Consider the following 20,618-nt stretch of genomic DNA (forward strand, 5'->3'; position numbering starts at 1 on the left):
TCGGCCCAAATGTGGGGGCTTGCCCTTATGCCCGTGTAGGAGCGAGCTTGCTCGCGAAAAACCTGAGAGCGCTGCGTTATCGTTGACGTTTTTCGCGAGCAAGCTCGCTCCTACAGACCTGCACTTTGTCCCAATCGAAACGATGGTTGTCCAGAACTCGGGAGATGCGCACCCCGTTGCGCTTTTACCCTGCGTCTCTACTTGGCATTCTGGATTTTTTCGATGGGTTCGCCTTCTTTTTTCCCACGGCACGGCCGTCTCTCGCTGCTCGGCGTGGCGGTGGCGTTGTTGGCGGGATGTTCGTCCTGGGTCGCCCATACACCGGCACAGCCCCATCCTGAACGCATCAATGCCCTGAGTCGTTTGCCGCAAGGCGTGTCGGCCCAGGCATTGCCCGAGCGTTGGTGGCAGTTGTACAACGACCCGCAACTCGATGCGCTGGTGCAACAGGCGTTGCTGCACAACCGCGACCTGGCGGCGGCCCAGGCCCATGTGCAGGCGATGCTGGCCGGTATCCTGCAGGCCGATGCCGAGCGCTGGCCGTCCACCCAGGCGTCACTGGGTGCCGCTTACGGCAAGACGGCTGATGACCAGACGCTGGCCAAGGCCACCGACAGCCATGCGCCGTCGGAGTGGGCATTCAACCCAGGCTTGGAGCTGGCTTATCAAGTGGATGTCTGGGGCCAGGTTCAGCGCACCATTGAACGGGCTCAGGTGCAAGCCGCGGCGGCGCAGGATGCCGAAGAACTGCTGCGCATCACGGTCGTGGCGCAAACCACTCGCGCGTATGTGAATGCCTGCGCGCTGGGTGCGCGTGCCAAGGTCCAGCGCCATTCGTTGGACGTGGTCGGGCGCAGCCTGGCGTTGATTGATCGCCAGCGCCAGGCCGGTGTGGTGACCGACCTTGAGTACAGCCGCATGCACGCCCTGCAAGGCGAAACCCAGGCGCTGTTGCCGATGCTGGAGGCGCGTCGACAAGCCGCGTTGTACGAGCTGGCAATGCTCACCGGCGTGGTTGATCTGGACCAAGGCACTGGCGTCGCGACGTGTGAAGGGGTGCCCCAACTCAATGCCGAGTTGCCAGTCGGCGATGGCTGGCAATTATTGGCGCGCCGCCCGGATATCCGGCAGGCCGAGCGCGCATTGCAGGCGGCCACGCTGCAAGTAGATATCGTCCAGGCCGACCTGTACCCCAAGGTCACCTTCGGCGCTTCCGTGTCTTCCTCGGCCAACAAGCCCCATGAACTGGGCGACAGCAGCGCGCTGATGTTCGGCATCGGCCCACTGATCACCTGGCAGTTCCCCAATTGGCAGGCCAACCGTGCGCGGGTCAAACAGGCGCGAGCGCTTGAGCAGGTGGAGGTGGCGCAGTTCGAGGCCAGCGTGCTCAAGGCCCTCAAGGAGGTGCGCCAGGCCCTGGCGTTATACGACGGCGAACGCCAGCGCCACGCGGCCCTGAGCCAGGCGCTGGAGAGCAGCCGCCAGGCTTACACATTGGCCCAATTCAACTATGAGGCGGGGGCTATCGACTTTCTCGACGTGCTGGACAGCGAGCGTGAGCTGATCCGTTTGCAGGCCACGCGGGCCGACGCCGATGGTCAATTGCTGCAACGCCAGATCAGTCTGTTTCGTGCCCTTGGCGGTGGTTGGCAGCCTTCAGCGCCCACCCACGCTTACACCCCTTTTTCCGGTACCCAGCCATGAATATCGCCGTTGATGAAAAAACTGCTGTCCAAGATGAGCAGGTGCCTGCGCGCAACTCACGCCGCAAAAGGCATCTGTTCATCCTGGGCGGCGCTGGGTTGTTGATCGCGGCGGTGGTGTTCGGCCTGTACTGGATGACGGTTGGCCGTTACTTGGAGCAGACCGATGATGCCTATGTGCGGGCCGACTGGATTCCCATCAGCCCGAAGGTCTCAGGCTATGTGGTCGAGGTAATGGTGGAGGACGATCAGCCCGTCAGGGCCGGGGATGTGCTGGTGCGCATCGAGGACCGTGACTACCAGGCCCGCTTGGCACAGGCCCGCGCACAACTGGCCGAAACCCAAGCCTCGGTGGCGGCGCAAGAGGCCAACCTGCACGTCACTGACAGCCTGATCGCCCAGCAAAAGGCCGGCGTTGCCCAGGCCGAGGCCCACGCTCGCAGTGTGGCTGCCGAGTTGCGCCGTGCGAGCCTGGATCAACGCCGCTACGAAGGCTTGGTGCGCGAACACGCCGCTAGCGCCCAGCGCTTGGAAACGGCCGCCGCCAGTTACACCCAGGCCAATGCTGCGGTGGAGATTGCCAAGGCCATGCAACGCCAACAGGAAACCCGCTTGACCGTGGCTGTCACCCGCCGTCAATTGGCCCAGGCTTCGCTCCAGCAACAGATAGCCCGGCGCAGCCAGGCCGAGGCGCAGTTGAACCTGGCAACGCATGCCCTGGAAGACACCTTGATCCGCTCGCCCATCGACGGCGTAGTGGGGCAGCGCAAAGTACGCACCCGTCAATACGTCGCGCCAGGGTTGCCGCTGCTGGCGGTGGTGCCTTTGCAGCAGGCTTACGTCGTGGCCAACTACAAGGAAACCCAATTGCGCGATATGCGTGCCGGCCAACCGGTGGATATCAGCGTCGACAGTTATTCGGGGCGCAAGCTTAAAGGCCATGTGGTGAGTTTTTCGCCGGGTTCCGGGGCGGTGTTCGCACTGTTGCCGTCAGACAACGCCACCGGCAACTTCACCAAGATCGTGCAACGCTTTCCAGTGAAGATCGTCATTGATGAGCATGACGAAGGCGGACCTATCCTGCCGGGCATGTCGGTCATCACCACGGTGGACACCCGCCCAGATGATCAGGGCGCTACACATGACTGAAGCGGCTGAAAAGAGCGTCTCCTTTCGCGCCTGGGTGGCGGTGATCGGTGGGCTGTTCGGCTGTTTCATGGCCGGCATGAACGTGCACGTGACCAGCGCCGCGCTGCCTGAGATCGAGGGCTCCCTGGGGGCGACGTTCGAGGAAGGCTCGTGGATTTCCACCGCCTACCTGGTCGCAGAAATTGTGATGATCCCGCTCACAGCCTGGCTGGTGCAGGTGTTTTCCCTGCGCCGGGTGATGCTCGTCGGCTCGTTTGTGTTCCTGGTGGCCTCCATTGCCTGCTCCTGGGCACCCAACCTGCAAGTGATGATCATCATTCGGGTGATCCAGGGCGCTGCCGGCGCAGTGCTGATCCCCTTGTCATTCCAGTTGATCATCACCGAGCTGCCGCCCAGCAAAATCGCGATGGGCATGGCCTTGTTCGCGCTGTCCAACAGCGTCGCCCAGGCCGCCGGGCCGTCCATTGGCGGCTGGCTGACCGATGCCTATTCCTGGCGCTGGATCTTTTACCTGCAACTGGCTCCCGGCATTCTCTTGCTGCTGGCGGTGGCATGGTCCATCGATGCCAAACCCATGCAACTAAGCCTGCTCAAGCGTGGCGACTGGGGCGGGATCATCGCCATGATCGTCGGCCTGGGTGGCTTGCAGATCGTGCTGGAAGAGGGCGGCCGCAAGGACTGGTTCGGCTCCGATTTCATTGTGTGGATGTCACTGATTGCCGGCGTTGCCCTGGTGTACTTCGTGCTGTCGCAGTTGTATGGCAGTCGCTCCTTCATCAACCTGCGCCTGCTCAAGAGCTACAACTTCGGCGTGGCCAGCGCAGCGATGTTTATCTTCGGCGGGGCCACCTTCGGCCTGGTGTTCCTGGTGCCCAATTACCTGTCCCAATTGCAGGGCTACAACGCCCGGGAGATTGGCATCAGCCTGATCGCCTACGGCATGGTGCAACTGGTACTGGCGCCGTTCATGCCGCGCCTGATGAAGTGGCTCAACCCGAAACTGATGGTCGCCAGTGGCTTTTTCATCATGGCCCTGGGGTGCTACCTCGGCGCGCACCTGGACGTGGACAGTGCCGCCAACGTGATTATTCCATCCACCGTGGTACGGGGCATCGGGCAGCCGCTGATCATGGTGGCGCTTTCCGTGCTGGCGGTGTCTGGCCTGGCCAAAGATGAAGCCGGATCGGCCTCGGCCTTGTTCTCCATGCTGCGTAACCTAGGGGGCGCCGTGGGCACGGCAGGTCTGACGCAGATCGTGGCCATGCGCGAGCGCTTTCATTCTGAGCGGGTAGGGGAGTCGATCACGCTGTTTTCCCCGTCCTTGCAGGAACGCCTGCGCGCCAGCATGGCCGACAGCGAGGCTTTCATCTTCAACCAGCTCTTACCCGCTCAACAGCAGGTGATCGACGGCTTGATCCACACCGTGCGGCGCGAGGCGTACCTGATGGCCTACAGCGATGCGTTCTACGTGGCCTGTGTCGCGTTGATCGTGTGCGGTGTCGCGGCCCTGGCATTACGGCAGTCAGCCAAAAACGCATAACCACGCCAAGCAGGTGTTGAATGTGTACAGCCCACTGCGTTGTGTAGGAGCCCACTATCCGCCCCCCGGAAAAAAGGAGCGCTCTCATGCAACAACCCGATACCCTGGTCCGTAACCCGGTGGGTAACCCTGTCGTCGCCAGCGTCAGCGTGAACGGCGATGCTCGCAGTGTGTGGAATGTGGTCGGCGATTTCGCTGGTTTTGCGAAGTTTATTCCAGCGTTGTCCCATATCGAAATGACCGGCGAGGGTGTGCGTTCGGTACGCAAGAAGTTGTTCAAGGACGGCAATGTGGTGATGGAACAACTCAACAGCCATGACGACCAAGCCATGACCATGACCTGGTCACTGATTTACACCTCACTGAACATTGGCAACCTGTGGGCGCTGATGGAGGTGGTGCCACAAGGCCCGACCCAGAGCCTGGCGACCTGGACGATCATTGGCCAGCCCTACGCGGGCAGCCAGGAGGACGTACCGGCGTTCGAAGCCTTCCTGCAAGGCTTTGCCGATGATGCGATGAAGAACCTACAGGCACTCTTCAACTGACTGACACACTGAAAATGTGCCTAGGTGTAGGAGCGAGCTTGCTCGCGAAAAACCTGAGGACGCCGCGTACTTCAAACATACCAGCGTCATCGTTGACGTTCTTCGCGAGCAAGCTCGCTCCTACAGTGGGGTGGGGATTACCTTTTAGTTGATGGCCTGATCAATGCCCGCCTGCAAGGCCTGGCCTTCACTGTGCCCACCCGCGCGCAGCGGGCCCAGGTTGAAGGCTTGGTCCTTGCGCGTGGCGTCGTCGTGTTTCTGGGTCAGTTCGTCCTTGGCACCCAGGGCCAGGTTGACCGGTGACTTCGAAACGTTCAGCCCGACATCGGCACGGTAGTCGCTGCCGGCCAGTGTGGTTGCAGTCACCTTGGAGCCACCCAGCTCGACCTTGCCATTGGGCGCACTGATCCGCGCGCCCGTGAGCTGCGTGTCACCCTTGACCTGCAGGTTGACGCCCTGGCTTGCGCGAATGCCTGACGCCTGGGTGACGCTGTCTTTGACAACATGGCTGACATCCAGGTACAAGGTCGGCGTGTAGCTGGTGTTGCCGCTCTTGTCACCGAACAACACGTTCTCGGCAGTATTGGCCACCGTGCTGCCGGTGGTGTCTTTGCCACTGACGGTGTAGCTGTCGCTGGTTTTTGGCCAGACCTTATCCTTGAAGCCAGACAGGCGCGTGCCCAGGGCATCGGTCTTGTCTGCCAGGTAAGCCTTGGCCTTGTCCACGCGAGTGCCGAAAGCGCCACGGGGCTCTGGGTTCACGTCGTAGCTGCCACTGCGGGTGAGTTTTTCGCCCAGGCGTTCCTTGGCATTGACCACGCTGTTGACCACGCTGTCCTTGGCCGAAGCCAGGTGCCCGGTGCCCTTGTCGACGACGTTCTCCAGCTTGTCGCGATGCTTGTCGAACGCGCCTTCGGCCTTGGCTTGTACCTTGTCCTTGAGCGGGCCGGTGGTTTTGGCCAGTTTATCGACCACCCCCGGCTGGTTCTTCTCGACATCCAGCCTGGCGTCGACATTCACCTGGGTGCTGTTGACGTGGTCCTTGCGGCTTTCGACGACGAGGTCGCCGCCCACCGTGCCGCTCACCTTGTCGGCGTCGATACGCGCTCCGGCCAGATGGGTGTCGCCGGCACTGTTGAGGGTGACGTCACCCGCCGTGATCAGGCTGTTGTGCTGGGTGGTGCCTTGCAGGTGATCTACATCGACCTTGGCCCGCGCATTGATGCCGCGCTGGGTCTTGGGTGTCTCATGTTCACCGGCGTCGGCCAGGGTGGTTTTGCCGACGCTGCCGCCTGCGCCCAGGGTCACGCCCCAGTTGTTATGGGCCTGGGTCGATTGCGCGGACTCCTGCAGGATGCCGCCATTTTGCGCATCGAGGCTAACGCTGGCTGCGCTGACCTGACTGCCCTGCAAGTGGATGGCGTCGGTTGCCTCAGCGCCGCTGGCGAGGCTGACCTTGCCGCTGCTGTGCAACTGCCCGACGACGGCGCTCTGGTCGTTCTCTGTCACTTTGCCAATGTTGAAATTGGCGCTGAGGCTGCCGGTCTTGCTGCTGCTTTCGGCGCTGCTGGTCTTGCCGGCGCCGAGGGTCAGGCCGCCGCCCAGGTTGCTGCCATTGCTGACGTGGCTGTCGGTGGCGGCTTGCAGGTTCAGCTTGCCGCCGGCACTGAGGCTGATATCGCCAGCCTTCGCGCCCGTGCTGCCGATCTGCGTGCCTTGCAGGGTCATGTCAGCGCCACTGCTGAGCTGCACGGGGCCGCTGCCCTGAATCGTGGCGACACGGGCCTGGCTGTCCTGGGTGTCCAGGCGCTTGTTATCCAGCTGCACACCGGCACCGAGGTTGACGTTGCTGCCATTGGCGCCGGGTGCGGTGCCCACCGTCAGTGAGCCGTTGCCGCGCAGCGTGCTGCTGTTTTTGCTCTGGGTGTCGGTGGCCTGGTTGAGCGCCAATTCACCGCCGGTCTTGAGGTTGACCCCGGCCTGGCCGCCGTCGAACTGGCTGCCTTCATAACGGGCATCGCCCTTGGCCTCGATGCTCACGCCTTGGCTGGCCACATAGCTGCCGACCACCGCCGTGCTGGTGGATTCGCGCACATCGCTGCTGCCGCCCAGGCCGCTGCCGCGCACATTCACGTCTTCACCGGTGGTGGTATAGACCCGCACGCCAGCCTTGGCGTCCACGCTTTGCTCGCTGCTGCTGTGGGTGTTGGCCGCTGCCGTGGCAAGGTGCTCGCCGGCCTTGATGTTCAGCCCCCCCTCGGTGGCGCGGTACTGGGTGCCCTCGTCCTGCAATTTGCCGGCTGCATTGACCTGCACCGTGGCGCCACTGAACTGGCTGACCACGGCGGTGCTGTCCTGCGTAGTGCCGGTTTTGTTCGTGTGCCCGACTTCCACATCCAGGCCGACATTGGGTTGCTCGAACGCGTCCAGCAAACCGGGCTGATGGAACTTGGCCTGGGCCACGCCCTCGACGGCTTTTTCGATCGGGCGGGTAATGCCCCGGTATTCGACATTGGCGCCGACGTCGGCGGTCCAGCCGTTTTCCTTGTGGGTGCTGGTCTCGGTGGAATGGGCGGCCTGGTTGTTGATCTGCCCAGCGTTGACCTGCAGCTCGGCGCCGGCCTTGGCCTGTGCACCCTCGCTGGTGAAGGTATTACCAGCGTTGATGGTCAGCTTGCCGGTCGCGGCCACGGTGCTGGTTTGCGCGGTGGTTTTTTCAGCGGTGTGTTGGCTGCTTTGGTGGCTGAACTGAGCGCCACTGCCTGCGCGATCAATGCCGCCGGTGTAGTAGAAACTGCCGCCGGTGGTGGTTTTGTCGACGGCTTCGGTGCGCTTGTCGTGGGCAGCCAACAGCTCGACGTTTTTGCCGCTGACGGTGGCATCGCCTGCGGTTGCCTTGAGGTCCGAACCCTGGATGCTCACATCGCCACCGGCCTTCACCACGACACTGCCACCCTTGAGGCTGGAAGCCTGCTGCTCGGTGGTGTCGGTCGTGCGGGTTTGCTGCTGGTCTTCATAGCTCAACCCCGCACGGTACTGGCGGCTGACACCCTCGGTTTCCTTGGCGTAGCCATCGAAGCCACGCGTATGGGTGCCGGTGGTGTCGTGAGTGGTGTTCTCGGCGGCCACGACCTTGATATCGCCTTTGGCATCCGCCTGCAGTTCGCCGCCAGCCGACACCTGCGAGCCACTGACGCGGATGTCCTGAGCGCTTTGCAGCTTGAGGTTGCTGTCCGAGCGCAGGTCGCTGGCGACCACGGTGCTGTCCTTGAGGTTCTTGCGGCTTTCATCCTTGGAGATGCCGAAGAACTTGCTGTCATTGCTGTAGCGGTTGTCGTGGGAGGTGTCCTGCACGCCGTCGATCACCAGCGAACCTTTGTCGCTGATGACACTGGCCTGCTTGCCGCCACGGGCCTGGCTGCCGCTGATGCGCACGTCGTCGGCCCTGACGATCAGCTTGCCGTCGGCGTTGACCTTGCTGCCGGTGTTCGACGTCTTGCCCTGGTTGCCGTCGCCGTTCTTGCCGAAGAAGCTGCCGCCGGTGAGGTCGCCGGAGTAGGCGTTGTCGCTGCTGCTCTGGGTGCGGCTGGCGCTGGTGATTTCCACCTGCCGGGCGGCCAGTTGAATATCGCCGGGGGTTTTCAGCTCGGCGCCTTGCAATTGCAGTTTTTGCTGGCTGGTCAGCTCCAGCGTGTTGCCGGCCTTGAGGCTGCTGGTGATGCTGCGTTGTTCGCTGCTGGATTTATCCCAGTTGGCTTTCCACAGGTGTTTGCGATGGTTGCCCTGGTCGCGGGTTTCATGGGTTTCGGTGGCGGCGTTCACCTGCAGGTCTGCGCCGCTGTCGACGCGCAGGGTGTTGCCCGCTTCCACATGGCTGGCTTTGATCTCGGTGTTGGCGCCGGAAGACAGCGCGGCATCCTGTTGCGCCACGACCTGGTTGCCGTGCTGGCGCGAGTCTTTGTCGGTGGTGGTGCGGTCGTAGGTTTCGTAGGTGAACAGGAAGTTGCTGTTGTTCCACTGTTCACGCTTTTCCTGGAGCTTGCGGCTTTCCAGGCTGCTGAGGGTCAGGTTGCGGCTGGCGTCGAGTTTGACGTTGCGCCCGCTGACGTCGGTGGCGGCCAGGTTCAAATCCTTGGCACTGTGCAAGTCGATATCGCCCTGGCGGCTGTGCACGCCAGCGCGGGTGGCGTCGAGGCTGTCGGCACGCACCTGGCCGCTGATGTCGAGGTCGCCCGCCGAACTGATCTTCACCCCGTCGGTGCCTTGCACCTGCACGCCACCCACGCGCACACCGGCGCCTTCGGCGGTGCTGATAATGCTGATGCGCCCGGCCTGCATGGCGCCGAACAGGCGCGCGTCGATGCGTTGGTCCTGGGTCTTGCTGGCCGGGTCCACCTGGCGCACTTGCCCGCTGGCGAAATCGACTTGGTTACGGCCGACGGTGAGGTTCAATTGATCGCGAGCGCTAAGGCGACCTTCGCTGTCGATGCGCGGCGCGATCAGGTTGATGGAGCCTTCACGGTTTTGCAGGCCCTGGCCTTGCACTGTCAGTTGGCCGTTGGCATCGCGGGTGCTCAAGGCTTGCAGCTTGCCGTCGTTGAGTTCGGGGCGGCCGACCACCAGGTTGGCATTGGGCGTGTTGATGAAACTGCCGCCGTTCACCGAAATGCCGTTAGGGTTGGCCAGCACGTAATCGGCCGCCTGGCCGAAAATCTCCTGGGCGCCGTTGAGGGTCGAGGCGTTGCGGCTGATTACTTCGTTGAGGATCACGCTCGCCGCCTGGCCCTGGAACTGCGGGTTGGCCGCCAGCTGCCCGGCAAGTTGGGATTGGCCAGCCTGCAAGGCGTTGTTCAACACCACACCCTGGCGGTCGACGTTGTAGTCCAAAAACTGGTTATGGGACAGGCCACCGGCATTCGGCGCGACGATGTTGACGATGGGCACGCCACCCTGGTTTTGCAGTTGCGGCGTGCCGCCAGGCCCTTCGACGACGGTCAAGCCTGCGGCGAGCGCGAGCTGCGGCAGCAGGAACAGGCTGGCGATGGCCCAGCGCAGTTTGCCCTGGGGTGAAAGGTGGAAGCTGTGTGGAGTAGTCGGCATAAATAATCTCGCTCTGTGTTGGCTGATCCACGACGTGCGTTGTTCGTTGCAACGCTGCTGGGGTGGTCAGGTACGGCGGTGACTCAGGCTAAAAACAGGTGTTGGCTCATATCTGTACGCTAAGGCGCGTCAGCCAGACCTCCGGCTCCTGGCGAAAACCTGTGGGGGTGTTGAGGTTGCGTTGGTAATCGACATCGAGCTGCACGTTCTTCCAGCTCAGGTTGAGCCCCCCGCTGGCGCCGCTCAGGCGTTGGCTCCGGGCGCCGTGTTCATGCTTGACCCAGCCGTTGTCCAGGCCCAGGCGCGGGGTGAGCTTCACCGGCAAGTCAGTGTTGAGCGGCAGGCGCAAGGTGTTGCGCCATACCGCGCCAATGGCACCGGAACTACTGTTTTCGCGGTAGCCGCGCACGGCCGAGTCATCGGTGATCAGCAACTGTTCGATGGCGGGCAATGCATCCGGGCTGTACTGCACCGACAACTGGCTTTGCCACTGCCATGGCTGCGCTGCCCATTGGCCGTTGCGCCATTGGGTGAGGTTGGCGCGATACTTTTGAAACTGCGCCTTGGGCCGGTTTTTCTGCACCTGGTCGGCATCCCGATCGGCACCGAACCAGGTCAGGCCCTGGGCGTAGTTGACGTCCAGGTTCCACACCGCGCTGTTGAGCCAGAACAGATTCAGGCCCGCTTCGGCTACGGTCAGCGTGGGGCTCTGGATGTCCAGGTGTACCTTTTGCAGGTAGCTGTCGACGTCTTTGTAGGCCAGTTGCAGGTTGGCGCTCAGTTGGTGGCCCTGGTCGCGCCACAACACCCGGTCGCTGCGCAGGCTGACCTGATCGGTGCGGCCACTGTTGTAAAACGTGGTGCGGCTGAGCTTGAACGGCGAGCGGTACTCGGCATGGCTAGCGAACAGGCTGTAGGTCCAGTAGCCGTAGGGGATGGAATAAAACAGGCTGTGGCTGCGGCTGTAGCGCGGCCCATGATTGAGCGTGTCGCTGAAGCTCAGGTTGAGCGAGTCGTTGATTTGCAGCGGGCTGTCCAGGCTCAAGTTGATGGCATTGCGATCACGCCCGGTGCCAGCGCTGCCAAGGTTATCCACCCCCAGGCCCAGGGCCCAGCGCGAGGCACTGCTGCGCGAGCGCAGGATGATGCGCGACGCGCCCGCCGTGCTGCCTGGGGCGATGTCGGCGGTAAGGTCCACCGAGCGCAGGCGATTGAGCTGGTCCAGGCCCTGTTCCAGGTCTCGTAGGTTCAGGGGTTTGCCGAGCATGCCGGGGAATGCCCCGCCCAATGAAACCGGCAGGCTCTGGTCGGCCAGTTCGACGGCTTCCAGGTAGCCTTCTTCGACGTGAATATCCAACGGTTGCCCGGCGGCGGGCGCACTGATCAGGTAGGGGCGGCTGGCGATATAACCGGCCTCGACATACAGCCGGGTGATCTCGGCCAGCAGGCGGTTGATCTGCGTGACGCCCATGCAAGGCGCCACGTAGGGCTCAATATGTTTATTCAACTGGGCACGGCTGAACAGTGTGACCCCGGCCAGGCGTGTACCGCTCAAGGGCCAGCAGTGTTCATCCTTGGCGATGTCCGGGGGCAAGGCCGGTGTGGCCGCTGGTGTACCGAAGCTGCCACGTTGCATCTGGCGTTGGCGCTGCTCCAGTTGTAATTGCTGCAGGTCGCGTTGTTGTTGCTGCTGCAAGCGCAGGGCTTCCTGGCCTGGCTGCGGCGCCTCGGCGCCAGCCACGGGCAGCGCCCACAAGCAGAGCAGGGCGATGCCCAGGTTCCGGGTACAGCACAAGTGTCCGGTTGAGAGCAGGTTTGGCACTCGACATCCTTAACGTAGAAATACACACGATCCATACCGTCTGAGCCAACGTTGAACTCAGCGGTAATTGCCCTACTTGAGTGAGTGGTCGACGGTTTGTTACATCGCTGTAGGATTTATTACACAAGACGTAAGAAAAATCGCGTAATTCAGTGCATAAATGCACAAATTTAGTGCGCGTCGGGGTGAGGGGACCTGATATTCCTGATTTTTCAGAGGCGGGAGAGGGGCCGGGGCGGTTTTGATTGTTGTGCGAGCGTCACCTAATCGGCGTTTCACGGCCATGGATTGAGCACTTTGCCGGGTCACCAGATTAGGCTTTTGAATCCATTGGATATTCTGTAGCCTTGCGCAGCTTTAGCTTTACCCGTGCTTGATGAACAAAAACACTTCGTCCGGCGGCGCCCGAAGGGCTCCGGAGCCGGTGGTACACTCGACTTTCGCGCTACTGCGCCTGCAGGTCTTGCGAACATGACGCACATTTCCGAACGCCTACTGGTTCAAGCCCACCTCGACGCCAAGCAGCCCAAGGTGCTCAGCGCTGCCGAAGAGGCGAGCCTGCGAACCGCCATCGCCGCCGAGCTCAAAGCTCAGGACGCGGTGCTGGTTGCCCACTTTTATTGCGACCCGGTGATTCAGGCCCTGGCCGAAGAAACCGGTGGCTGTGTTTCCGACTCCCTTGAGATGGCCCGCTTCGGCGCCGCCCACCCGGCCAAGACCGTACTGGTAGCCGGCGTGCGCTTCATGGGCGAGACCGCCAAGATCCTCACGCCTGAAAAACGCATCCTGATGCCGACCCTGGAAGCCACCTGCTCCCTGGACCTGGGTTGCCCGGTGGATGAGTTTTCCGCGTTCTGCGATCAACACCCCGAGCGCACCGTGGTGGTGTATGCCAACACCTCGGCGGCGGTCAAAGCCCGGGCCGATTGGGTGGTAACTTCCAGCTGCGCGCTGGAAATCGTCGAGAGCCTGATGGACAACGGCGAGACCATTATCTGGGGCCCGGACAAACACCTGGGCACCTACATCCAGCGCCAGACCGGCGCCGACATGCTGCTGTGGGACGGTGCCTGCATCGTTCACGAAGAGTTCAAGTCCAAGCAGCTTGAAGACATGAAAGCGCTGTACCCGGATGCGGCGATCCTGGTGCACCCCGAGTCACCAACCTCGGTGATCGAACTGGCGGACGCGGTGGGCTCCACCAGCCAACTGATCGCCGCTGCGCAACGCTTGCCGAACAAGACCTTTATCGTCGCCACCGACCGCGGCATCTTCTACAAGATGCAGCAGCTGTGCCCGGACAAAGTCTTCGTCGAAGCGCCTACCGCCGGTAACGGCGCAGCCTGCCGCAGTTGCGCGCACTGCCCGTGGATGGCGATGAATACGCTGGAGCGCACGCTGCAGTGTTTGCGTGAGGGCAGCAATGAGATCTTCGTGGAACCGGCGGTAATTCGGCAGGCGGTACGGCCGCTTAAGCGCATGCTCGACTTTACCCAGGCAGCCCGGTTAAAGCTGGCCGGCAACGCCTGATCTGAGACTGAGCACTGATCAAAATGTGGGAGCTGGCTTGCCTGCGATAGCCATTAGGTATCTACACAACTTTGTAGCCTGTAGCAGCCGACGGTAACCACGATGCGAAGCGAGCCGCTCTTGATCTTGATCTGCTTTTGATCTTAGGCGCCCCGTCAAACCACGCTGGCCGGAATTCGACAGTGATTTGGGGGGTAAACCGGCAGGGATGCCGGTTTAGCCGCCCCGCGCCATGGATGGCGCGTGGCGGCGGCCCCCCAAATCACTGGCGGATTACGGGCACACCGAGCCTAGGCGAGGTGCCGAGTGGTGGGGCCAGAGCGTTTTGCTTACTTTTGCGCTTTTCAAAAGTGAGCCGCCGTCAGGGCGGAACCCTAAGTGGCCGTTACCTAAATAACGGATATGTACACGGTCCAACTATGTTGACTGTTAGGCCGTCTTCGCAGGCAAGCCAGCTCCCACAGTTGATCTGCGATGCGCTTGAATTACTTCTTTTGCTTCGGGATCCGCACCAGTTGGGTATCCGAATAGATGTCATGCCAGCTGCGTTTATGTTTATCGAACAACGACCAGATAAACCCCAACCCCACACACAACCATGACGCAATCGACACCACAAAACGCAACAATGCCTGCCACAGGCTGATCCGTGACCCGTCAGCGTTTTGCACGCGCACGCCCCACACCTGCATGCCCAGGGTTTGCCCCGAATGGGTCCAGAACTTGGCAAAGAACCCGAACAGCACGAACAGCAGCAGAGTCGACAGCAACGGGTCACCGTCCAGCGCGCCGGATTCGGTGAGCGTGCGCATCTTCGCTTCGCCCACGAAGGCGATCCACACCAGCTTGTAGATAAACGCCGTGACGATCAGCAGGGCGGTGCATAAAAGAAAGTCGTAGAACATCGCTGCCAGGCGACGGCCCAGGCCAACGGCGGGGAATTCGCCCTGGGGGCTCAACAGGGGTTTGGACATGGCAGGGCTCTCTGGAGAAAGCACGCAGTTTACGCAACGGCGCCCATAAAAAAGCCCCTGATGTCATATCAGGGGCTTTTTGTCGCAGGAAGGATCAGCCTTCTGCTTGGACTTCGTCAGCCTGCAAGCCTTTCTGGCCTTGAACTGAAACGAAGGTGACCTTCTGGCCTTCCTTCAGGCTTTTGAAGCCGTTGCCCTGAATAGCGCGGAAATGCACGAACAGATCCGGGCCGCTTTCAGGAGTGATAAAACCAAACCCTTTCTCGTCGTTGAACCACTTGACGGTACCGCTCTGACGTTTGCTATCCGACATTTTCTTCTTTCCTTTGACGCTAAAAATTAATGACAGCCCCTTTCACACGAAAGAGTACTGGGCTGGGTTGCAGGAAAGTTAAGAGACGTCGAACGGGTTGTAGCAAACTACTTCAGCTACTGCCCAGGTCCAGGTTCCAAGCGACCCATGCAAACACAGTGGGCAAACTCTACGCCAACTAAGATGAAAAAAACAAGCCCTGGGGCAGGCCCCGATTTTGCTGGGTCTCATGACACTTTGTTGAATGTTCTGATACCGACTTATTCGATAGAGTTATTCACTTGTTATAGGGCGTCAGCTATAAAAACGCCTATCGTGAATGCACTGTTTTATGGCGGTTGCGTTACAGTTTAGTGCACGTTAACGCAACCGCGTTACTTATAGAAACAGTCAATCAGCCGCGGTAGTAACGTTGCGGAACGAATGGCATTTTACTTACACGTAGTGGCACCTTTTTCCCACGTACCATTGCGCAAACTTCGGTATCCAGTGCGACAAATGCGCTGTCCAGGTAACCCATCGCCAATGGGCCGCCCAAAGTGGGGCCAAAGCCGCCGCTGCACACGCTGCCGATAACCGTACCTTGTGCATCGACGATTTCTGCGCCTTCACGCACTGGGGTACGCTCCTGTGGCAGCAGGCCTACGCGTTTGCGCGCCACACCGGTTTGCTGCTGGGTGAAGATGCGGTCGGCGCCAGGGAAGCCGCCGGCCCGCGCGCCATCGGCACGCCGGGCCTTGGAGATCGCCCACAGCAGGCTGGCTTCGATCGGGGTGGTGTCGGTGTTCATGTCGTGGCCGTACAGGCACAGGCCGGCTTCCAGGCGCAGCGAATCGCGGGCACCCAGGCCGATGGCCTGCACTTCGGTTTCGGCCAACAGGCTGCGGGCCAGGCTCTCGGCATTGGCCGCTGGCACGGAGATTTCAAAACCGTCTTCACCGGTGTAGCCGGAGCGGCTGACGTAGCAGTCCACGCCCAGCAAACGCAGGGTGGCAAATTGCATGAAAGTCATCTGGGTGACTTCAGGGGCCAGGCGCGCCAAAACCTTCACCGCCGCCGGGCCTTGCAGGGCCAGCAGGGCGCGTTCTTCGAACAGCGGTTCGATGGTGCATTGGTCGCCGATATGTGCGCGCAGGTGCGCCAGGTCCTGGTCCTTGCACGCGGCGTTGACCACCAGGAACAACTCGTCGTTACCCAGGTTGGCGACCATCAGGTCGTCGAGGATGCCGCCTTGCTCATTGGTGAACATCGCATAGCGCTGCATGCCCACCGGCAGGTCGATGATATCGACGGGCACCAGGGTTTCCAGGGCCTTGGCGGCATTCGCGCCGGTGAGGCGAATCTGGCCCATGTGGGACACGTCGAACAACCCGGCCTGTTCACGGGTGTGCAGGTGTTCTTTCATCACGCCCAAGGGGTACTGCACCGGCATGTCGTAGCCGGCGAAGGGCACCATGCGTGCGCCCAGTTCCAGGTGCAGGGCATGCAATGGGGTTTTCAACAGGTTTTCGGTGGACATATTCAGCTCCTGAAAAACGTGCCGACGCGCTTGTGGGCGTCAGCACTCGATAATGTTGACCGCCAAACCGCCGCGGGCGGTTTCCTTGTATTTGCTTTTCATGTCGGCGCCGGTCTGGCGCATGGTGCGGATGACCTTGTCGAGGGACACAAAGTGTTGCCCGTCGCCACGCAGGGCCATGCGCACCGCGTTGATTGCCTTCACCGAGCCCATGGCATTGCGCTCGATGCACGGCACCTGCACCAGCCCGCCAATCGGGTCGCAGGTCAGGCCGAGGTTGTGTTCCATGCCGATCTCGGCGGCGTTTTCCACTTGGGACACGCTGCCGCCCAGCACTTCGCAGAGTGCGCCTGCGGCCATGGAACAGGCCACGCCGACTTCGCCCTGGCACCCGACTTCGGCCCCTGAGATCGAAGCGTTTTCCTTGTACAAAATGCCGATGGCAGCGGCGGTGAGCAAAAAGCGCACCACGCCGTCTTCGTTCGCGCCGGGGATAAAACGCATGTAGTAATGCAGCACGGCGGGAATGATCCCGGCCGCGCCGTTGGTGGGCGCGGTGACTACGCGCCCGCCATTGGCGTTTTCTTCGTTGACCGCCAGCGCATACAGGTTGACCCAGTCCAGCACCGACAGCGGGTCGCGCAGGGCCGACTCCGGGTTCTTGCACAGCTGCCGGTGCAAGGCCGCTGCCCGGCGCTTGACCTTCAAGCCTCCGGGCAAGATGCCTTCGTTGCGACAGCCGGCATCGACGCAATCCTGCATCACCTGCCAGATCTTCAACAACCCGCTGCGGGTTTCCGCTTCCGGGCGCCAGGCGCTTTCATTGGTTAGCATCACCTGGCTGATGGACAGGCCATAGGTGGTGCAATGGCCGAGCAAGTCCTTGGCGTGTTTGAACGGGAAGGTCAGGGGCGTGGCGTCTTCGACGATACGGTCGGCGCCCGCGGCGTCTTCATCCACCACGAAACCGCCACCGACCGAGTAATACTCGCGGCTGCGGATCTGGATGCCAGCGGCGTCAAAGGCACGAAAAATCATGCCGTTGGGATGGTAGGCAAGGGGCTTGCGAATCATCGCCAGGTGTTCTTTCTCGTTGAACGCAATGCTGTGTTCGCCGAGCAGGTTGAGGCGCCCGTCGCTGCGCATCTGCGCCAGGCGTGCAGCCACGGTTTCGGTATTCACGGTGTCTGGGTGTTCGCCTTCCAGGCCCAGCAACACGGCCTTGTCGCTGCCGTGGCCTTTGCCGGTGGCGCCCAGCGATCCGTAGAGTTCCACCTTGATGCCGGTGGTGGCCTCCAGCAGGTTGTCACGCTTGAGCCCCTCGACAAATCGAGCGGCGGCGCGCATCGGGCCGACGGTGTGGGAACTGGAGGGGCCGATGCCAATCTTGAACAGGTCGAACACGCTTAAAGACATGGTTGTTCTCCGGTTTCTTATTATTGGAAACCCAATCCACCCTTTCCCTGTAGGAGCGAGCTTGCTCGCGAAAAACTCACAGGCGCCACGTTCAATCAGGTTTGAGCGGCGATCTCAGGTTCTTCGCGAGCAAGCTCGCTCCTACAGGTGGGGCATTATCAGGCGTAGCTCTCGATCGACGGGCACGCACACACCAGGTTGCGATCGCCAAACACGTTGTCGACCCGGCCAACCGGCGGCCAGTACTTGCCTTCGATCAACGATGCTACCGGGTACACCGCTTGTTCACGGCTGTAAGGGTGGCTCCATTCGCCCACCAGTTCCGCTGCCGTGTGCGGCGCGTTCTTGAGGGGGTTGTCGTCTTTGTCGAGGGTGCCGTTTTCCACCGCGCGAATCTCTTCGCGGATGGCGATCATGGCGTCGCAGAAGCGGTCCAGTTCTTCCTTGGATTCACTTTCGGTCGGCTCGATCATCAAGGTGCCAGCCACCGGGAACGACATGGTCGGCGCGTGGAAACCAAAATCGATCAGGCGCTTGGCCACGTCGTCCACGCTGATGCCGCTGCTGTCTTTCAACGGGCGCAGGTCCAGGATGCATTCGTGGGCCACCAGGCCGTTGCTGCCGGTGTACAGCACGGGGTAGTGCTCTTCCAGGCGACGGGAAATGTAGTTGGCATTCAGGATCGCCAACTGCGACGCGCGCTTGAGGCCGGCGCCGCCCATCATGCTGATGTACATCCAGGTGATCGGCAGAATGCTCGCGCTGCCGAACGGCGCGGCGCACACCGCGCCTTCCTTGCGCTCCATGGCCGCGTGGCCGGGCAGGAATGGCGTGAGGTGCGACTTGACGCCAATCGGGCCAACGCCCGGGCCGCCACCGCCGTGAGGGATGCAGAAGGTTTTGTGCAGGTTCAGGTGGGACACGTCGCCGCCGAACTTGCCCGGTGCGCACAGGCCAACCATCGCGTTCATGTTGGCGCCGTCGATGTACACCTGGCCGCCGTTGTCGTGAATGATCCCGCAGATTTCGCGGATACCTTCCTCGAAAACACCGTGGGTGGACGGGTAGGTGATCATCAGCGCAGCGAGGTGCTCGCGGTGCTCGATGGCCTTGGCGCGCAGGTCGTCGATGTCGACGTTGCCGCGGGCGTCGCAAGCGGTGACCACCACGCGCATGCCGGCCATGTTGGCGGTGGCCGGGTTGGTGCCGTGGGCTGACGACGGGATCAGGCAGATGTCGCGACGTTCTTCGCCACGGCTCTGGTGATAGGCACGGATGGCCAACAGGCCCGCGTATTCACCCTGTGAACCAGCGTTGGGCTGCAAGGAGATCGCGTCGTAACCGGTGGCCGCGCAGAGCATGGCTTCCAGTTCGCTGGTCAGTTGCTGGTAGCCGGCGCTTTGCGCGGCGGGGGCGAATGGGTGCAGGGCGCCGAACTCGGCCCAGGTCACCGGGATCATTTCGCTGGCGGCGTTGAGCTTCATGGTGCACGAGCCCAGCGGGATCATGGTGCGGTCCAGTGCCAGGTCCTTGTCGGCCAGTTTGCGCAGGTAGCGCATCAGCTCGGTTTCCGAGTGATAGCGGTTGAACACCGGGTGGCTGAGGATCGGCGACTGGCGCAGCAATGCGCTCGGCAGGGTGCTGTCGGTGGCAGTAAAGGCCGGCAGGGTTTTGCCGTCGGCGAAGATCGCCCACAAGGCCTGGATATCGGCCTGGGTGGTGGTTTCGTCGACCGACAGGCCAACGCGCTCGCCATCCACCACACGCAGGTTGATGCGCTGGGCGCGGGCCTTGTCGTGCAGGGCGGCAGTGTGAGCGCCGGTGTGGATTGTCAGGGTGTCGAAGAAGTGTGCCTGCTCGACGTTCTGGCCCAGGGCCGTCAAGCCCTTGGCCAGAATCGCGGTCAACTGGTGAATGCGCTGGGCGATCTGGGTCAGGCCTTTGGGGCCGTGGTACACGGCGTACATGCTGGCGATGTTGGCCAGCAGCACTTGGGCAGTGCAGATGTTGCTGGTGGCTTTCTCGCGGCGGATATGCTGCTCGCGGGTCTGCATGGCCAGGCGCAGGGCCGGCTTGCCGAAGCGGTCGACGGAAACGCCGACCAGACGGCCTGGCATGTCGCGCTTGAACGCATCCTTGGTGGAGAAGTACGCCGCGTGCGGGCCACCGAAGCCCAGTGGCACGCCAAAGCGCTGTGCGCTGCCAATGGCGACGTCGGCGCCGAATTCGCCTGGCGGCGTCAGCAGGGTCAGGGCCAGCAGGTCGGCGGCCACGGCGACCAGTGCGTTGGCGGCGTGGAAGCGTTCGGTCAGTTCGCGATAGTCGAACACGTCGCCGTTGCTGGCCGGGTATTGCAGCAGGGCGCCGAAGAACGGGCTGACGTCGGTCAGTTCGCGCTCATCGCCCACCACCACATCGATGCCCAGTGGCTCGGCACGGGTGCGCAGCACGTCGAGGGTTTGCGGATGGCTGTGCACCGATGCGAAGAACGCGTGGCTGCTTTTGTTCTTGCTCAGGCGCTTGCAGAAGGTCATGGCTTCGGCGGCGGCAGTGGCTTCGTCGAGCAGGGAGGCGTTGGCGATCGGCAGGCCGGTGAGGTCGCTGATCAGGGTCTGGAAGTTGAGCAGGGCTTCCAGGCGGCCTTGGGAAATCTCTGGCTGGTAGGGCGTGTAGGCGGTGTACCAGGCTGGGTTTTCCAACAGGTTGCGCAGGATCGGCGACGGCGTGTGGCAGTTGTAGTAGCCCTGGCCGATGTAGGTCTTGAACAGTTGGTTCTGGCTGGCGATGGCCTTGATCTTGGCCAGGGCCTCGGCTTCGCTCAGGCCGTCTTCCAGGCCGAGTACGCTGGTGCCCTTGATGCTTTCCGGGATCACGCTGGCGCTCAGGCCTTCGAGGGAATCAAACCCCAGGCTGGCGAGCATTTGCTGCTCATCTGCCTGGCGCGGGCCGATGTGGCGGGCGATGAATTCGTTGGCGGTGGTCAGATTAACGGTCATGGCGCGCT

The 20,618-nt window shown here is 62.0% G+C and carries 12 protein-coding genes; 5 read left to right on the forward strand and 7 right to left on the reverse strand.

Features of this window, described 5'->3' with window-relative positions; translation table 11 throughout:
* Positions 1-222 precede the first annotated feature (222 nt).
* The 4 genes from CRN80_RS15570 to CRN80_RS15585 all read left to right on the forward strand — a co-directional run bounded on the left by CRN80_RS15570 (position 223) and on the right by CRN80_RS15585 (position 4,940).
* Positions 223-1,704, forward strand: a complete 1,482-nt coding sequence (locus CRN80_RS15570) for an efflux transporter outer membrane subunit (protein ID WP_098950511.1) — start codon at positions 223-225, stop codon at positions 1,702-1,704.
* Positions 1,701-2,852: an HlyD family secretion protein gene (locus tag CRN80_RS15575; protein WP_098950512.1), complete on the forward strand. Its 1,152-nt coding sequence runs from the start codon at positions 1,701-1,703 to the stop codon at positions 2,850-2,852. The genes CRN80_RS15570 and CRN80_RS15575 overlap by 4 nt, the downstream gene beginning before the upstream one ends.
* The gene (locus CRN80_RS15580) at positions 2,845-4,392 is read left to right on the forward strand and encodes an MDR family MFS transporter (protein ID WP_098950513.1); all 1,548 of its coding nucleotides are present in this window, start codon (positions 2,845-2,847) and stop codon (positions 4,390-4,392) included. The genes CRN80_RS15575 and CRN80_RS15580 overlap by 8 nt, the downstream gene beginning before the upstream one ends.
* Before the next feature lie 86 nt (positions 4,393-4,478).
* Positions 4,479-4,940 carry an SRPBCC family protein gene (locus CRN80_RS15585; RefSeq protein ID WP_032895524.1) on the forward strand — a complete coding sequence of 154 codons (462 nt, stop codon included), beginning with the start codon at positions 4,479-4,481 and terminating at the stop codon, positions 4,938-4,940.
* Positions 4,941-5,084: 144 nt separating this feature from the next.
* Here CRN80_RS15585 and CRN80_RS15590 read toward each other — a convergent pair whose 3' ends face one another.
* Positions 5,085-10,040, reverse strand: coding sequence for a hemagglutinin repeat-containing protein (locus CRN80_RS15590; protein ID WP_098950514.1), 4,956 nt, complete (start codon positions 10,038-10,040; stop codon positions 5,085-5,087).
* Between the two features lie 106 nt (positions 10,041-10,146).
* A complete protein-coding gene (locus tag CRN80_RS15595) occupies positions 10,147-11,862 on the reverse strand; it encodes a ShlB/FhaC/HecB family hemolysin secretion/activation protein (protein WP_098950515.1) in 1,716 nt (571 codons plus the stop codon).
* A 471-nt stretch (positions 11,863-12,333) separates the two neighbouring features.
* Between CRN80_RS15595 and nadA the strand changes: the two genes are divergently transcribed.
* A complete protein-coding gene (nadA, locus tag CRN80_RS15600; protein ID WP_098950516.1) occupies positions 12,334-13,392 on the forward strand; it encodes a quinolinate synthase NadA in 1,059 nt (352 codons plus the stop codon).
* Positions 13,393-13,877: 485 nt separating this feature from the next.
* Here the strand turns inward: nadA and CRN80_RS15605 are convergent, their stop codons facing one another.
* The 5 genes from CRN80_RS15605 to gcvP all read right to left on the reverse strand — a co-directional run bounded on the left by CRN80_RS15605 (position 13,878) and on the right by gcvP (position 20,610).
* Positions 13,878-14,366 (reverse strand): RDD family protein, encoded by a 489-nt coding sequence (locus CRN80_RS15605; protein ID WP_032902749.1) that lies wholly within the window; start codon positions 14,364-14,366, stop codon positions 13,878-13,880.
* A 94-nt stretch (positions 14,367-14,460) separates the two neighbouring features.
* Positions 14,461-14,679: a cold-shock protein gene (locus CRN80_RS15610; RefSeq protein ID WP_003193835.1), complete on the reverse strand. Its 219-nt coding sequence runs from the start codon at positions 14,677-14,679 to the stop codon at positions 14,461-14,463.
* Positions 14,680-15,073: 394 nt separating this feature from the next.
* Positions 15,074-16,198, reverse strand: a complete 1,125-nt coding sequence (gene gcvT, locus CRN80_RS15615) for a glycine cleavage system aminomethyltransferase GcvT (protein ID WP_098950517.1) — start codon at positions 16,196-16,198, stop codon at positions 15,074-15,076.
* 39 nt (positions 16,199-16,237) lie between these two features.
* Complete coding sequence (locus CRN80_RS15620) at positions 16,238-17,614, reverse strand: L-serine ammonia-lyase (RefSeq protein ID WP_032895533.1); 1,377 nt, start codon at positions 17,612-17,614, stop codon at positions 16,238-16,240.
* Positions 17,615-17,772: 158 nt separating this feature from the next.
* The gene (gene gcvP / locus CRN80_RS15625) at positions 17,773-20,610 is read right to left on the reverse strand and encodes an aminomethyl-transferring glycine dehydrogenase (RefSeq protein ID WP_098950518.1); all 2,838 of its coding nucleotides are present in this window, start codon (positions 20,608-20,610) and stop codon (positions 17,773-17,775) included.
* Positions 20,611-20,618: the final 8 nt, after the last annotated feature.

The organism is Pseudomonas sp. FDAARGOS_380, assembly GCF_002591235.1.
GTDB classification, from domain to species: Bacteria; Pseudomonadota; Gammaproteobacteria; order Pseudomonadales; family Pseudomonadaceae; genus Aquipseudomonas; species Aquipseudomonas salmasensis.